The sequence below is a fragment of the Ferruginibacter sp. genome (assembly GCF_014377975.1).
In the GTDB taxonomy this organism is placed as follows: Bacteria; Bacteroidota; Bacteroidia; order Chitinophagales; family Chitinophagaceae; genus Ferruginibacter.
The window spans coordinates 24,564-38,598 of sequence record NZ_JACMOO010000023.1; the positions used below are offsets into that span (position 1 = coordinate 24,564).

The following is a 14,035-nucleotide window of genomic DNA, read 5'->3' on the forward strand; positions in this document are numbered from 1 at the left end:
ATCCTAATAACACCCGCATCAATTGCGCCAATGCCTTAATAATTAAGCCCTTAGATATTCTTACTCGCCATGCGGCTGCGTAAAAAAAGGCTATTAATACTCTTATTTTCCAATGCATTCCGAATTGCAATAGCAAAAAGTTCGGCAGTTGAAACCACTCTTATTTTGCCTACATGGTGCCTGATAGGAATGGTGTCGCAAACCACCAGTTCTTCCAGCACACTGTTTTCAATATTTTCGTATGCATTGCCACTTAAAACAGGATGTGTACAAAAGGCTCTTATACTTCGGGCTCCCTTTTCTTTTAACAATCCTGCGCTTTTTGCCAGGGTACCACCGGTATCGCAGATGTCATCTATCAGCACAATATCTCTGTCTGTAACATCTCCAATAACAACCATACTGGCAATTTCATTGGCTCTTTTACGATGCTTGTCACAAATAACCATTTCGCTTTCAAAATAAGTAGCTATTTCGCGGATCCGGTTTGCACTACCCACATCAGGTGCTGCAAAAGTGAGGTTTTCTAGATTTAAACTTTCGATGTATGGAATGAATATGGCAGAAGAATCAAGATGGTCTACAGGAATATCAAAATAACCCTGTATCTGCGGAGCATGTAAATCCATCGTAACAACCCTGTCTGCTCCCGCAGCAGTAAGCATATTGGCTACCAGTTTTGAGCCTATGGCCACCCTCGGCCTGTCTTTTCTGTCTTGCCGGGCATAGCCATAATAGGGCATTACTGCAATTACTTTATAGGCCGAAGCTCTTTTTGCTGCATCAATCATTAATAGCAACTCCATCAAATTATCGGTAGGAGAAAAAGTACTTTGAATTAAAAATACAAACTGGCCACGGATACTTTCCTGAAATTCCACGCCAATCTCTCCATCGCTAAAGCGTTGTATATTTACTTTACCTAAAGGCTCGCCAAATTTTTGGGCAATGGCCTCCGATAGGTACTGAGAGCCGGTGCCGGAAAAAAGTTTTGCGTTGTATGACATATAATTTCAATTGGAAGATGAACGAATATTAAGATGGTGCAAAACTATCGTTTATAAACTGATGTTTAAATTTATACAATGGAAAATATCAACAAACCTTCCACGTCTATAAAAAACTGGGCTGTAGACGACAGGCCAAGAGAGAAGTTGTTATTAAAAGGAGCTGCCGTTTTAAGCGATTCAGAATTGCTTGCAATTTTGATAAACAATGGTAGCAAAGAAAAGTCAGCGGTTGAACTTGCCAAAGAAGTATTACATCTGGGTGGTCATAACCTAAACGAATTGGGCAAACTTTCTTTAAAAGAACTACAAAAAATAAAAGGAATCGGGATAGCAAAAGCCATTACCATTGCGGCTGCTTTGGAAATTGGCCGGAGAAGGCATGCCTCGGCTGCATTGGAAAAAACTGTAATTAAAACAAGCGGCGACATTGCTCAATATTTACGGACTAGCATTAAAGATTTTAATTATGAAGTATTTGCGGTTTTGTTTTTAAACAAAGCAAATAAAATCAACCATTTTGAAATTATAAGCCGCGGAGGATTAACGGGCACTGTGGCAGACCCAAGAATAATTTTAAAAATTGCGCTGGAACAGGAAGCCACTTCCATTATCCTTTGTCACAATCACCCATCCGGAAATTTGAAACCTAGTAAAGCGGATGAAGAGCTTACCCAAAAAATAAAAACAGCCGCTCATTACCTGGACATTTTAGTAATGGATCACCTGATTGTAAGCGAAGAAGGTTACTATAGTTTTTCCGATGGCGGCCTTTTATAATTGTACAAAAAATAGTACTTATTTATGCCTGCGCAGTAGGTCCCCCGAAAGTAAAAGGAATTTCCAGCGCTTCCATATCCTGTATGGTTCCATTGGCAGTTTCAAACTTTTTTACGTTTTCTATTATTGCTTTCATAAATCGCTTTGCATGAAAGGGAGTTAAAATAATACGGCTTTTTACTTTGCTTTTTGGTGTACCAGGCATTACGTTTACAAAGTCCATAATAAACTCTGCATGGCTATGGGTAATAATAACCAGGTTGGCATACTGGCCTTCGGATACCTCTTCTGATATCTCAATATTTATTTGATTTGGAACCTGCTGATCGGGCATATTAAAATTTTAAAAGTGGTTACGGTAATTAATAGTATCACTGCCCGACAAAAGTATGAAATAGCCATTATAAAATTTTAACTACTTCTGTTTTCAATAAAATCATTCAAAACATTTTAGCCCACAATATTAAAAACGATACTGAAGCTGTATTTTTATTTCAGATTTTTTATTACTAGGTATCTCATCAAGCCCGCTACCAATGTTCTTTTTATCTTTATAAATGGTTTGCGCCCATCTTAACCACACTGTAAATTTCTTATTCAAATCATAATTAAAATTGAAGTAATACCTAAACCCTTTATCGTAAAAAACTGGTATAGAGTAACTGTACAATACATCATTTTCATACGCATATAAGCGGCTGTCATAACCCCCTGTTTCAAAATATTGCAAGCGTACACCTATTGAATATTTTTTTAGCATGGACTTATAAATTATATCCACAAAAGATAAGAAACCATTTTGCGCATCTTGCCCTTTTTTATCAAACCAAACCATTTCTACCCGATTGCGAAAAGTAATGGCAGAATTTATTTTATAACTTACCTGCGCCCTTAAATTCTGTTTTGGTTTACTTACCACCGGAGAGAAAGGAAGTATATCCGGATTAAAATTTTTAGATTTTGATTCGGTATGATACCGTAAATATATTTCCAGTTGCTTATTGGGTTTGTAAGTTGTTTGCAACAGGTAATCTGCACCAACTGATGGCGCATCGGTTAAATATTTCAGCCACGGAAATTTATATAAATCAGCATAGGCATCAATGCGCCAAAAATCATTTGGCCGCATACTGATACCACCAAACATGCCTGTTTCATTGTTGGGAACCGTATTTTCTGTAAAGGCATTGGAATATAAAGACTGGTATTTTTTTGAAATATTCCGGTATAAAAAACTCATATCAACATTGGCATCCACACTAATGAGTAATCCATTTACAAAGGCTTTCGCAAAATTATTGCTCACTGCCGCCTCACCAAAAAAATGTATATTTTTAAAAGTATAACTGTAATCGATACTGTAATTACCCAATTTATTTCCTGTAAGCGCATAAATATTATAAGGCACTACTGCTTTAAATATTGGGAGCTGAAAATGATACTGAATGGCATTAAACCCGATATGAAAATTATTTTTAGTATACCCAAAATTTTCGCCAAAAGTAAGTTGTTGCTGAACCCCTTTATTGTATGTTTCATTTTTGGTTCTGTGCAGTCCCGATGTTTGTAAGGAGGTAATAAAGTTGTCGTTGTTTATAGTATCTGCTACAAAATTTGCATCTACTTTTTTGTAAGATGCAAAAAAAGTTGCTTCCCAATTATTTTTTCCAATGGTAATCCCTGCGCCTCTGTGAAAATATATTTCACCCGCAGAGTTATAAGGACGCAAAACGGATAACTGTCTTTTGATACCGGTTATATTAGCACTTTTTCTAAAAGCCAGGCTTTGCCACTGAATTAAACCCTGCCCCATGTTAACCGTAAAATCGCCCAGCGCCAATTGTTTTATGATGCCGAGGTTGTGTACAAAAATATGTGCTGAATAAAAATCAAATCCCTTTTTTTGTGTTCCTTTAAAAAATTCCTCTCCTGCATCCTTTTCTGCCAGAATACCATATTGCAAAATATTTTTATATTGGTATTTGTAACGCACAAATAGTTTCTGAGGCGATCCTGGATAAAAATTTGGCGCAGCTGTTTCATTTAATCTGTACCCTTTCGATTGCTCCATAACCTGCGATACTCTTATCAGCATTGACCTGTTTCCACCACTGAGCCGCTCGCTCATTGAACTTGCTATTTCTATCTTGCTACTAATTGTTATAATTGAACGCAGTCGGTTTATAAGGCCAATACTCCATCCCGGAACCGCCTGTAATTCGTACATGTTTATGAAGTTGCCTAATAAATTTCGATAGGCTATTAAGTTTTGAATCTGCATGGGGGAAACGATCACCAATTCTTTCAATAGTGCAGCATCAGCCGTATTAAGATTTACAGGATCTTTTAAAAAATGTTGCATTGACTGCAAAAAAGAATCATCTTCTGTTTCCGCATCATCATTGCTTTCTGTGATGGCTTCCAACTGCTGTTCTCCAGTAACAGTGGGTATTTCAGGTAGCTGCGCACTTAATAAATCTGGTAATAAAAATAATCCCATCACCCATAAAAAATATTTACCACTGCCAGTAATCGCCAGTAAAAAATAGGGAGTATCTTTTTTACGATTATTCATTATCAGCGGTTTTAGCGGCCTTTCCAATATTCATTATTAATAATAACCCGGGCGATAAACCCAGTTGCGGATGAAAACTACCTGTAACATCTAACCTTAAATTATTCCAGGCAACACCAAAACCAGCGTAGCCAGCTGAAGTAGCAGATGCAATGCCTGCCCTTGCAAAAAACTGTTTCATAAAATGATACTGAATACCCGTATTAATATTCACGGGTAAATTTTCTTCCTTCACAATTTCAGTACCGATAAAAAAATTTTCGTTCACATCATAGCCTGCTCCAACAGTAACTGCAGCAGTAAGTTTTTCATTGGTTTTTGAAAATTTTCCACCAACCGGATTGTATACATGCAGCCCCATATTCAGCTTATCCGTCAGGTGAATAATGGTACCAATTTCAACATTTACCGTACCCGCACTTTTGTAGGATGGAACGCGGTAACTATAATAATTAAACTGTATACCTACATCAACCTTTTTACCCAAACTACGGGCGTATGCCATCCCAATTTGGCTTTCAGTAAAGTTTTTGAAACCACTGTACTTAACATTAAAACCGAAATGACCGTTATTGGTAGCAATAGCCACTGCTGCAGCATACATGCTGGTGGCTGTTAATAAAAACCGCCTTTCGCCATACACTCCCGCAGCCACATTTTTTACCTGAACTAAAGCTGCCTGGTTATTTAAATAAGATAAAACATCACCTTGTTGTGTACTGTAAGCTGCAACATTAGTGTAAATGGCAGATATAGGTTGCCTAAGGGATTGAGAAAACGACTGCTTTATCAAAATAATTAAAAGGGCGGCTGCAAAAATGTTTCTTTTCAAGACGCTACTGATTTAACAATAGTAATATAACAATAATTTTTCACCTGAAATAGTTTTCTCAATAGTAGTTACTTTTGCATCATGCAAATTTTAGATGGAAAAATTGTATCGCAGGCTGTAAAAGATGCAATAAAAATTAAAACCGATGCATTAAAAAGTGCGGGCAAAAAAACGCCTCACCTCGCCGCGATTTTAATTGGCAGCAATGGTGCCAGTGAAACCTACGTGGCCAGTAAAGTAAAAAATTGTAAAGAAGTTGGTTTTAAAAGTTCACTGATCAGGCTACCGGAAACCGTTGATGAGGCAACACTGGTAACTGCAATTGAACAGTTGAATGCGGATGGTGATGTGGATGGAATACTTGTTCAATTGCCACTGCCAAAGCAAATCAGCGAAGCAAAAATTATCAGTCTTATTCATCCGGATAAAGACGTAGATGGTTTTCACCCGATGAGTATTGGTAAGATGGTGCAGGGTTTACCCACTTTTATTCCGGCTACGCCATATGGCATTTTACTGATGCTGGAACATTATAAAATTGACACCAAGGGCAAACATGCCGTGGTAATTGGGCGAAGTAATATTGTTGGAAGGCCCATCAGTATTTTATTAAGCCGCAATACTTACCCTGGTAATTGTACGGTTACCGTTTGCCACAGTCATACACATAACCTCAGGGAAATTTGTTTGCAGGCCGATATTATTGTAGCAGCCCTGGGCATACCTGGCTTCTTAAAAGCCGATATGGTAAAAGAAAATACGGTGGTAATTGACGTAGGAATTACAAGGGTAAAAGATATCACAAAAAAATCGGGCTTTGCCATTAAGGGTGATGTTGATTTTGTAAACGTAGCACCAAAATGCAGTTACATAACGCCGGTTCCCGGTGGTGTAGGATTAATGACCATTGCAGCGTTACTGATGAATACTTACAATGCGTGTGAACAAAAATAATTATTGTGTCACCAGCAGTTGTTTATCAATCAGCATCGTTGTGTCACTCACTTTTACCGCATACCTCCCGGGATCTTTCACCGCAGCGTACCGGTAAACTTTCATTTCGAATTATTAATATAAAAATGACTCAGACTTATTCAGCTAAATCACGACAACTTCCTGTAATGGAGCACTTCTACACCATACAGGGTGAAGGCGGCCACCAGGGCAGGGCAGCTTATTTTATCCGCCTGGGGGGATGCGATGTAGGTTGTGTCTGGTGCGATGTAAAAGATAGCTGGGATGCGGCAAAACATCCATTAATAGCAGTGGACGAACTTATTAAAACAGTTGCTGCAACCCCCGCCAAACTGGTGGTAATTACAGGTGGCGAACCTTTAATGCACAACTTAACAGCGCTTACGGCTTCCTTGCAGGCAAAGGGTTTTGAAACCAATATTGAAACCTCCGGCGCCCATCCATTAAGCGGCAACTGGAACTGGATCTGTTTATCGCCAAAAAAATTTAAAGCACCGCTGCCGGAAGTAATTCCATTTGCTCATGAATTAAAAGTGGTAATTTTTAATCAGTCAGATTTTGCCTGGGCAGAAAAATATGCAGCACAGGTGAACCCGCATTGCAAATTATATTTACAACCCGAATGGGACAAGGCCTCCATCGTTACGCCGCTGATTATTGATTATATTAAAGCGCATCCCCAATGGCAACTTTCGTTGCAGATACACAAATACATTAATGTACCATAAATCAAAAAGCAAAAAGCTTTCACCGTTTGGAACTTTAACAGCCATCATAATTTTTTCTTTTTAATTCGTTTTACCTTCATCTTACAATTAATGGTAAATGACAATCAAAAAAAACATTTTTAATAAGGCAATTCTGCTAATAGTTATATCATTATTTGTTTCGGCTGTAAGCCTTGGCCAGTGGTACGATCCCGAAAAAGTAAATAAAAAAGCTTACGCCATTTATGAATCGGCGTATCAAAATGCCCTGGATCAAAAATATGATGCTGCCATTGCCAACATTGATAAAGCAATTGCCATTGACCCAAAATTTGTAGAAGCCTGGTTAACAAAAGCAGGTATTTATGCCGACCGCAAAAAATATGATTCTTCTGTAATTAATTTTGAAGCCGCATTGAAATTGGATGCAGTTTTTGCAAAAACATATTTGCTCCCCTACTCCATTTCGCTTGCAGGTATGGGTCAATTTCAAAAAGCATTAATGGCAGTTACTGAATTTTTAACCAATCCCACTTTAAATGCGCAAAGCATAAAGGCAGGTAACTACCGTAAAAGCACCTACGAATTTGCCATTGACTATGATAAAAAACATCCGGTAAAAAATTATGTTTTTGCACGGAAAAACTTGGGAGACAGTGTTAATTCAGATGCCCTTGAATATTATCCTTCACTGACCATTGATGGCAAAAAATTAATTTTTACCCGGCGTATTGCAGGCGATGAAGACTTTTATGAATGCGACCTGGTGGATGGAAAATGGAGTAAAGCAAAACCGCTGGGTGGAAAGGTAAATACCAATTTAAATGAAGGTGCACAAAATATTTCGCAGGATGGGGAATGGATTATTTTTACCGGCTGTAATTATCCGGAAGGCCAGGGCAGTTGTGATTTATATATTTCTTTTAAAACAAAAAACAGCTGGAGCGAAGCTGAAAATATAGGCCCCATTGTAAACACCGATTTCTGGGAATCATCTCCTTCCTTATCTCCTGATAAAAGAGATCTTTATTTTTCAAGCAATCAGTCTGGCACCTATGGTGGCAAAGACATTTGGGTAACCCACAGAAGCAATACCGGCAAATGGAGCCGGCCCGAAAACCTTGGTCCCACTATTAATACAACCGGCGATGAAAGTTGCTCTTTTATGTATGCCGATAATCAAACCTTGTTCTTCAACAGCAACGGTCATCCGGGTTATGGACAAACAGATTTATTCTTCTCAAAAAAACTAGCCGACAGTAGCTGGAGCGAACCTGAAAATTTAGGGTACCCGATTAATACCATTGACGAAGAAGGCTCTTTGATTGTTGCCGCAGATGGCAAAACAGCTTACTATGCAAGCGATGGCACAGACACCCGTGGCGGATTAGACCTGTACAGTTTTCAATTGAGGGAAGACATACAACCACCCAAAACATTGTGGGTAAAAGGAAAAGTATTTGATGCCAAAACAAAAAATGGTTTACCTTCTTCGGTTGAACTAACTGACATCAATACACGCCGTTTAGTAAGCAAGGTGCAAACCGATGAGGATGGAAATTATTTAACTACTTTACCAGTGGGCAAAGACTATGCTTTTAATGTAAACCGAAAAGGCTATCTCTTTTTTTCCGAAAATTATAATATTGATGCCAGCAGCGATTCGGTCTATACCGCAGATATTCCACTACAGCCCATTGAAGCCGGCGCATCCATCATTTTAAAAAATATTTTTTTCGACACAAAAAAAACAGCATTAAAACCAGCATCCATTGTTGAACTGGATAAAGTGATTCAGTTAATGAACGATAACCCCAAACTGAAAATTTTAATAAGCGGCTATACCGATAATGTAGGCAAGCCACAAGATAACCTGGTACTTTCAAACGACCGCTCACTGGCTGTTGTAAATTACCTGCTGGCCAGTCAACAAATTGCCAGGGAACGCCTGCAGTTTAAAGGTCTTGGCATTGCAAAACCCATTGCTGATAACAACACAGAACAAGGCAAAGCACTAAACAGAAGAACGGAATTAAGTGTGATCAGCAATTAATAGTACGTTTTGGTAAAAAGTTTTTTATTATTGTTATACTTTTTATCAATCTGCATTTATCATGTCTGATTTAGTTTATCAAATAGCCCTGACGCTGGTGCCCAATATTGGTGATGTACATGCCAGGGCATTGGTAAATATTTATGGCGATGCACAATCTGTTTTTAAAGCTAAAAAGAAGGAACTTGAAAATATAGACGGCATTGGTACCGTTAGGGCCGGCAGCCTGAAATCATTTACTGATTTTACCAGCTGTGAAGCCGAAATAAAATTTATTGAACAATATAAAATAACGCCGCTTTTTATAACTGGTAAAGATTATCCCCAACGGTTATTAAACTGCTACGACAGTCCGCTGTTACTGTATTACAGAGGTACAGCTGATTTAAATACCAGCAGAATAATTTCAATTGTAGGCACCAGAAACCACAGTGAATATGGCAAAGCAGCCTGTGAAAAACTGGTAGAAGAACTACAATCGGAAAACGTGTTGATCGTGAGCGGGCTTGCCTACGGCATTGATACCATCGCCCATAAAGCAGCCTTAAAAAATAACCTGCCCACTGTGGGCGTACTGGCCCACGGCCTTGACAGAATTTATCCCCCGCAAAATAAAAACCTGGCCAAACAAATGGTAGAGCAAGGTGGACTACTTACCGAATTTTTAAAAAATACCAACCCTGATAAACAAAACTTTCCTAAACGCAACCGCATTGTGGCGGGTATGTGCGATGCGCTGGTAGTGATAGAAAGCAGTAAAAAGGGTGGCTCTTTAATTACGGCCGAATTAGCCAATGGTTATAACAAAGATGTTTTTGCCATACCTGGCAAAACAACAGATATTAAAAGTGAAGGTTGCAATTATTTAATAAAAAATAATAAAGCTTCTTTAATTTCCGGCAGAGATGATTTGCTTGAAATAATGAACTGGAAACCACCAACAAAACCAGCGCATAAAAAACAACGGGAATTATTTTTAGAATTTACTGCCCATGAAAAAATTGTAGTTGATATTTTGCAACAACAGGAAAGCATCCAGATAGATCAGTTGTATTTTAAAAGCGGTCTCAGCAGCAGTGCCATGGCTGCTGCATTGTTAATGCTTGAAATGAATGGGATAGTTGACAGTTTACCTGGCAAAGTGTATAAAATAAGTGAATGAATTGGTTGAGTAATTGCTTTCGTTTTGGGTTAATTGATTTTTGGTATATCTTTACCCATGGCAACAATAAATAACACTTCCACTCAAACAAAATCAAAAAAATTTTTCGGTGAAGGCTTAACGTTCGATGACGTTTTACTTATGCCTGCTTACTCTGAAGTATTACCAAGAGAAGTTGAAATCACTGCAAAACTCACAAAATCAATTACTTTAAATGTTCCTATGCTTAGCGCAGCAATGGATACCGTTACAGAAGCAGCACTCGCCATAGCACTGGCACGGGAAGGCGGCCTGGGCATACTGCATAAAAATATGAGTATTGAACAACAGGCCGACCAGGTAAAAAAAGTAAAGCGCAGTGAAAATGGGTTGATATTAGATCCGCTTACATTAAGCCCGGATGCTACCATTGGCGAGGCAATTCGCCTGATGAGAGAAAATAAAATTGGAGGTATTCCGATAGTGGACGGTGCACAAAAATTGTTAGGTATCCTTACCAACCGCGACCTTCGCTTTGAAACCAACTATAAGGAAAAGGTAAGCACGATAATGACAAAAGAAAACCTCATTACCGCACCTGAAGGTACTGACCTTAAAAAAGCTGAACTTATCTTTAAAAAAAATAAAATTGAAAAATTACCTGTAGTAAATAAAGCTGGCAAACTGATTGGCCTTGTTACTTTTGGAGATATTTTAAAATTAAAGAGCCATCCAAATGCAGTAAAGGATTCTTTTGGCAGACTGCTTGTTGGTGCCGGTGTGGGTATTACAAAAGATATTTTAGATAGAGTTGAAGCACTTCATCGTGCAGGCGTAGATATTATATGTTTAGATAGCGCTCATGGTCACACAAAAGCCGTTATTGATGCTTTAAAATCTATTAAAAAAACATTTAAAGGCATACAGGTTATTGCAGGCAACGTAGCCACATCTGCCGGAGCAAAAGCATTGGCCGATGCAGGTGCCGATGCAGTGAAAGTGGGTATTGGACCGGGTTCTATCTGCACCACACGTATAGTTGCTGGTACCGGCGTACCGCAAATAACTGCCGTAATGGAAGCTGCCGCTGCATTAAAAGGAAAGAATGTTGGCATCATCAGCGATGGCGGTATACGCTACACCGGCGATATGGTGAAAGCATTGGCAGCAGGTGCAAGTTGTGTTATGATGGGCAATGTTTTTGCAGGTACAGAAGAAAGCCCCGGTGAAACTATTATTTATGAAGGCAGAAGATTTAAGCAGTACCGCGGCATGGGGTCGCTTGGCGCAATGTCGCAGGGAAGCAGCGACCGTTATTTTCAGGATGCTGATGCAGATGTAAAGAAATTTGTGCCGGAAGGTATTGAAGGACGTGTTGCTTTTAAGGGTTCTTTAAAAGAAATTGTTTACCAGTACACCGGAGGTTTAAGAGCTGGTATGGGCTACTGCGGTGCCAGTAATATTAAGACTTTACAAAATGCAACCTTTGTAAAAATAACCAATGCCGGTATGCGGGAAAGCCATGCACACGACATTGCCATTACCAAGGAAGCGCCAAATTACAGCAGGTAATTAGCATTGCCGGGCAAGCCATGCTATCGTACACACACATTATTAAGCTGCACAAATTTGTGCAGCTTTTTTTACACCCGCAATCACCCACAAATTTAAAGTAGGGTATTTTGACTGCGAATAATATTCAGTTAACTAAAAACCGTTCTCGTTCTCATACTTTTTAATCCTATCTTTCGTTCACTATTCAGTCAAAAACTGTCCATGAAAAAACTGCTAATCGTTATACTAACTATTGCGTCGTCCTTTTTTTTAAATGCCCAAACTGCGGCAGACGATGCAAAAAATATTGTTATCAGCCAATCGAAAAAAGAGTTTAGGTTTATCAGGGGCAATGCCGAACATCCGGTTCAGGTAAAGGAAGAAAGCAGGAAACTATTCACCTGCAATAGCTACAGAACAGATATCCCGGTGGTAGAATTTTACAGCGATGTGGAAACCATAGATGAGGTAGATATTTATGTAAACGATTCTAAAAAGAATGGCATTATACCGAAGTATGAGTATTATAATTCGGATGGTGTTTTTTATTCTGATGCACATGTGTGCTTTTTCCAGTTGCCGCTCTTGAAAAAAGGAAGCACATCAGAAGTAAAATTTAAAAAAACAACGCTCGACCCCCGTTACTTCACCAGTATTTATTTTACAGAAGGACAGGAAATTACCGGACAGGAAATAAAAATAACAGTTCCTTTCTGGATGCAGGTTGAATTAAAGGAGTATAATTTTAAAGCCTATAAGATTGAAAAAAATATTGTGCAAAATGGGGATGAAACAGTGTATACCTATACTATGAAGAATATGCCGGCCCTGCACAATGAGCCGTCGGCTCCGGGCCCTTCTTATTTTGTACCGCACATTTTGGTTATGTGTAAATCAGCTCAGCCAAAAGATGAAAAATACATTTATTTCAGTACGGTTAAGGAGCAATACGAGTGGTACAAAAAATTGGTGTCGCAAATCGGGAATGATCCAAAAGCTGTGAAAGAAAAAACGGAAGAAATTGTTACGGGTCTTACAACAGATGAAGAAAAAGTAAAAAAGATTTACCAGTGGGTACAGGACAATATCAGGTACATCGCTTTTGAAAATGGCCTGGCAGGTTTTAAGCCAGAAAAGGCACAGGAAGTGTTACGAAAAAAATATGGCGACTGCAAAGGCATGGCAAACCTGTTAACCGAAATGCTGCATTCCATTAAACTAGATGCCCGCAGATGCTGGATAGGTACCAAACACATTGCGTATGATTATAGCACACCTTCCTTGTCGGTAGATAACCACATGATTTGCGCCTGGATGAATAAAGGTAAACCCGTGTTTTTAGATGCTACCGAAAAATATATCGGCTATGGTGAAATTGCAGAGAGAATACAGGGACGGCAAACTTTAATGGAAAATGGAAACCAATATTTATTAGAAAAGGTTCCGGTGGCAAATTATTTACAAAATACTGCAACAGAAAGCAGGAAATTCTTAATGGAAGGCAATAACCTAAAGGGCCATGTAACACAGGTTTGGAAAGGAGAAAACAAAGAATGGATGCTTTCTTCACTGAACGAAATAAAACAGGATAAACAGGAAAATGCTTTAAAACAATTTTTGGCAAAAGGAAAACAAAACTTTGAAATAAGCAACTTAAAAATTACAAATATTATTAACTATAACAGCGATTTAAAAGTAGAGTATGATGTATTATGGAAAGATGCACTGACTGTTTTTGATAAAGAGACTTACCTGGATGCAGACAATCGCCGCAACCTGGAAAGCTTTAAAATTGATATTGATAAAAGAAAACAACCTTATTGGCTTGACTTTAAAAATAACCTCATTTTTGAAACAGAAATCCAAATACCTGCTGGCAAAGTAATAACTAGTCTGCCTGAAAAATTAAGCATCAAACAGCCAGGGTATAGCTTTACTGCATCTTATAATATTGTGTCAGAAAAACTGTTTTACAAAAACGAAATCATCCTGAACGATACAGAAATAAAAACTCAAAATTTTAATCAATGGAATAAGGATATTGAACAACTTCTCAACTTTTATAACCAGCAAATTGTATTCACGCAAAAAAATTAGTACTCAATGAAAAGTTTTTTATTGTCCGTTACAGTTATTATCTCTACTATTTTTACTCCTGCAAATGCTCAAACCAGGGAAGCCGAAAAATACCGGAAAGAATCAGAAGACATGCGAAAGCAGGTATGGGCATGGAATAAGCCTCAATTTAAAGTAAGAAATATTCCCGCACAATACGCTAATGCATCAAAAGTAGTTCTGGCGCACCATACAGAGTTAACGGCCGACAGCAAATCCAAATTTGCATTTTACGGGTTTGCCTTTGGCCTTAAAAAGGAAGAGGCTATTTCTGAAGTAGTTAGAGAAATGGTTAA

The 14,035-nt window shown here is 38.4% G+C and carries 12 protein-coding genes; 8 read left to right on the forward strand and 4 right to left on the reverse strand.

Annotated features, from left to right (window positions below; translation table 11 throughout):
• Nucleotides 1-50: 50 nt before the first annotated feature.
• Nucleotides 51-1,007 (reverse strand): ribose-phosphate pyrophosphokinase, encoded by a 957-nt coding sequence (locus H7254_RS01555; RefSeq protein ID WP_301931309.1) that lies wholly within the window; start codon nt 1,005-1,007, stop codon nt 51-53.
• Nucleotides 1,008-1,085: 78 nt separating this feature from the next.
• On the opposite strand from H7254_RS01555, the gene radC reads away from it, so the two are divergent.
• On the forward strand, nt 1,086-1,787 hold the full coding sequence (radC, locus tag H7254_RS01560; protein WP_301923638.1) for a DNA repair protein RadC: 702 nt from the start codon (nt 1,086-1,088) through the stop codon (nt 1,785-1,787).
• 22 nt (nt 1,788-1,809) lie between these two features.
• On the opposite strand, the gene H7254_RS01565 is transcribed toward radC, so the two are convergent.
• The 3 genes from H7254_RS01565 to H7254_RS01575 all read right to left on the reverse strand — a co-directional run bounded on the left by H7254_RS01565 (nt 1,810) and on the right by H7254_RS01575 (nt 5,194).
• Nucleotides 1,810-2,121, reverse strand: a complete 312-nt coding sequence (locus H7254_RS01565; protein WP_301931310.1) for a DUF3467 domain-containing protein — start codon at nt 2,119-2,121, stop codon at nt 1,810-1,812.
• 129 nt (nt 2,122-2,250) lie between these two features.
• Nucleotides 2,251-4,362 (reverse strand): helix-hairpin-helix domain-containing protein, encoded by a 2,112-nt coding sequence (locus tag H7254_RS01570; RefSeq protein ID WP_301931311.1) that lies wholly within the window; start codon nt 4,360-4,362, stop codon nt 2,251-2,253.
• Nucleotides 4,355-5,194: a hypothetical protein gene (locus H7254_RS01575; RefSeq protein ID WP_301931312.1), complete on the reverse strand. Its 840-nt coding sequence runs from the start codon at nt 5,192-5,194 to the stop codon at nt 4,355-4,357. Before H7254_RS01575 ends, H7254_RS01570 begins: the two co-directional genes overlap by 8 nt.
• A gap of 81 nt (nt 5,195-5,275) precedes the next feature.
• Here H7254_RS01575 and H7254_RS01580 point away from each other — a divergent pair, with 81 nt between their 5' ends.
• The 7 genes from H7254_RS01580 to H7254_RS01610 form a co-directional block, all read left to right on the forward strand.
• Nucleotides 5,276-6,148, forward strand: a complete 873-nt coding sequence (locus H7254_RS01580) for a bifunctional 5,10-methylenetetrahydrofolate dehydrogenase/5,10-methenyltetrahydrofolate cyclohydrolase (RefSeq protein WP_301931313.1) — start codon at nt 5,276-5,278, stop codon at nt 6,146-6,148.
• Nucleotides 6,149-6,315: 167 nt separating this feature from the next.
• Nucleotides 6,316-6,897, forward strand: a complete 582-nt coding sequence (locus tag H7254_RS01585) for a 7-carboxy-7-deazaguanine synthase QueE (RefSeq protein ID WP_301931314.1) — start codon at nt 6,316-6,318, stop codon at nt 6,895-6,897.
• 97 nt (nt 6,898-6,994) lie between these two features.
• Nucleotides 6,995-8,929, forward strand: a complete 1,935-nt coding sequence (locus tag H7254_RS01590) for an OmpA family protein (RefSeq protein ID WP_301931315.1) — start codon at nt 6,995-6,997, stop codon at nt 8,927-8,929.
• 61 nt (nt 8,930-8,990) lie between these two features.
• Complete coding sequence (gene dprA, locus H7254_RS01595; protein WP_301931316.1) at nt 8,991-10,091, forward strand: DNA-processing protein DprA; 1,101 nt, start codon at nt 8,991-8,993, stop codon at nt 10,089-10,091.
• Nucleotides 10,092-10,148: 57 nt separating this feature from the next.
• Complete coding sequence (gene guaB / locus H7254_RS01600) at nt 10,149-11,642, forward strand: IMP dehydrogenase (RefSeq protein ID WP_301931317.1); 1,494 nt, start codon at nt 10,149-10,151, stop codon at nt 11,640-11,642.
• A 204-nt stretch (nt 11,643-11,846) separates the two neighbouring features.
• Nucleotides 11,847-13,721: a transglutaminase family protein gene (locus H7254_RS01605; protein ID WP_301931318.1), complete on the forward strand. Its 1,875-nt coding sequence runs from the start codon at nt 11,847-11,849 to the stop codon at nt 13,719-13,721.
• Between the two features lie 6 nt (nt 13,722-13,727).
• Nucleotides 13,728-14,035, forward strand: a 308-nt coding sequence (locus H7254_RS01610; protein ID WP_301931319.1) for a hypothetical protein, incomplete at its 3' end; no start/stop codon positions are given.